The organism is Microcystis sp. LE19-10.1B, assembly GCF_027530565.1.
In the GTDB taxonomy this organism is placed as follows: Bacteria; Cyanobacteriota; Cyanobacteriia; order Cyanobacteriales; family Microcystaceae; genus Microcystis; species Microcystis aeruginosa.
Map to the genome: position 1 here is coordinate 1 of NZ_JAPZQM010000500.1, position 1,837 is coordinate 1,837.

General features: G+C 40.9%; 4 protein-coding genes and 1 pseudogene. 4 read left to right on the forward strand and 1 reads right to left on the reverse strand.

The features are described 5' to 3' along the window. Positions 1 to 293 precede the first annotated feature (293 nt). Positions 294 to 521: a type II toxin-antitoxin system Phd/YefM family antitoxin gene (locus O9332_RS17970; protein ID WP_002763578.1), complete on the reverse strand. Its 228-nt coding sequence runs from the start codon at positions 519 to 521 to the stop codon at positions 294 to 296. 156 nt (positions 522 to 677) lie between these two features. Between O9332_RS17970 and O9332_RS17975 the strand changes: the two genes are divergently transcribed. The 4 genes and pseudogenes from O9332_RS17975 to O9332_RS17990 form a co-directional block, all read left to right on the forward strand. Further along, the gene (locus tag O9332_RS17975; RefSeq protein WP_002763580.1) at positions 678 to 920 is read left to right on the forward strand and encodes a hypothetical protein; all 243 of its coding nucleotides are present in this window, start codon (positions 678 to 680) and stop codon (positions 918 to 920) included. Positions 921 to 1,058: 138 nt separating this feature from the next. After that, positions 1,059 to 1,277 carry a hypothetical protein gene (locus O9332_RS17980; protein ID WP_288026693.1) on the forward strand — a complete coding sequence of 73 codons (219 nt, stop codon included), beginning with the start codon at positions 1,059 to 1,061 and terminating at the stop codon, positions 1,275 to 1,277. A 44-nt stretch (positions 1,278 to 1,321) separates the two neighbouring features. Continuing rightward, positions 1,322 to 1,702 (forward strand): type II toxin-antitoxin system VapC family toxin, encoded by a 381-nt coding sequence (locus O9332_RS17985; protein ID WP_004163248.1) that lies wholly within the window; start codon positions 1,322 to 1,324, stop codon positions 1,700 to 1,702. 46 nt (positions 1,703 to 1,748) lie between these two features. Continuing rightward, positions 1,749 to 1,837, forward strand: a pseudogene (locus O9332_RS17990) (IS200/IS605 family transposase); the annotation flags it as partial.

The following is a 1,837-nucleotide window of genomic DNA, read 5'->3' on the forward strand; positions in this document are numbered from 1 at the left end:
CCCTTTTAAAATAAGGCTTTTGACCTGTTAAAATCCGATGTTCATGCTGCGAAAATCCGATTGGGACTCTCAAAAACCTTGCATTATCCCTCTCGTAGTACATAAATTGGTACAAAAAAAAGAGGGCAACAAAGCCTGAAATGACCAGCTACTGACTCCTGACTCCTGACTCCTGACTCCTAACCCCACCAACAAACTTTTTCAGCAAACCCTAATTAGTTGATGGGCGGCGCTACTTAGTGGGGATTCGTTGAGTGTGTACCAAAGCAGAGTATGGGTATCGATTAGACATTTCAATGCAGATACTCCGCAAAGTCTTGTAAGTGTTCTTCATCATCGGCCACGATGGTAATCATTCCTTTACATAGGCCAGGCCCCGGACGTTGGGGAGATGTGGGGGTTTGCCCGATTAATTTGGCTAGTGGGAGATTATTATCGGTAATCAACAATTCTTCCCCGGGTTTGAGATTGTATATCAGTTCGGGCAGTTTGGCTTGAGCTTCTTGGAGAGAGACAATCATAATTTTACGGCAAGCGCGAAGATGAAAGGACTTTCTAGGCCGATAATTTCTCGATTCTAACCGATCGAAGCCCGGAAGGTGTAGGCGAACCGAAAACCTTCTCCATTAAGGACCGGTGTTAAACTGATTAATCATGCTGGTGTCTAGAATTGACCTATGCCGAACTTAACCTTAAGCAACGAACAAGTTATCGACTTATTCAAACAACTCCCCGAAGCACAGCAACGGGAAGTTTATAAAATTCTCATCCTCAGTCAGTCGGATCGATGGGAATCCTTGTCTAATTACGCCATTGACAAAGCTCGAATCGTAGCCAAAGAACGCGGCTATGATTGGAATACCATGACGGAAGAAGAAAAAGAAGAGTTTATCGATGAAATCGTTCACGAACCATCATAATATCGACCGAATTACAAAGGAGCATATTTTACCATAAATATTACCTTATCTCCCGAATTAGAACAATTAATTAACTCTCAATTAGCGACAGGGAAATATAATAGCGTTGAAGATTTATTGAAAGACGCTTTGTTAAATTTGGCGGACAAACAAAACCGTCAGGCTTTAAGCAAAAAAGTTAAAGAACTCTTCGATAAAACTCAATCCTTACCAGGCGTTCAGGATATTACCGAAGAAGAGATCGCCGAAGAAATTGAAGCGTACCGAAGAGAGGACTTAAAAGAAAAATGGGCTAAAGGGTTTCAAGAAGTTGAAGAAATGGAATTGACCGCCTCTGAAATTAGTGAAAAGGACTAGGAAAATCTTTTGATGGATAAATATAAACAACAGGGATTGATCCTATGATCCTGTGCGATACTGCCCCTTTATTCTGTTCGGTAGATAAATCTCAGCCACGACATCAAGCAGTTAAAATTTTTATCGAGAATGAGTCCTCTTATCTAATAACAACTTGGGCTTGTTTTACTGAATCCATGTATCTCTGCTTGCAACGTGGGGGATGGTCGATGCAAGCTCAACTCGGTAAATTGCTATTGAAGAAAATGGTACGGTTAGCCTCGATCGAAGAAAAAGATTATCCTCGATTACTGTCACTGATGGAAAAATATAAAGATCGCCCAATGGATTTAGCTGATGCGACTTTAGTCGTAACGGCTGAGAATTTAAAAATCAAACGAATTTTAACCTTCGATTCCGATTTTTTCTCGGTCAGCATCATTTAATCTCTTCGGGTCTAATTCCCCGCCGCTCGCGGCGTACAATAGAAAAATGAGTGAATACATCCATAAGAGCCATAATGTAAGTGTTTTGCTATATCATTTAGTGTTCCCAGCCAAATATCGTAAAGCCGTTTTCGA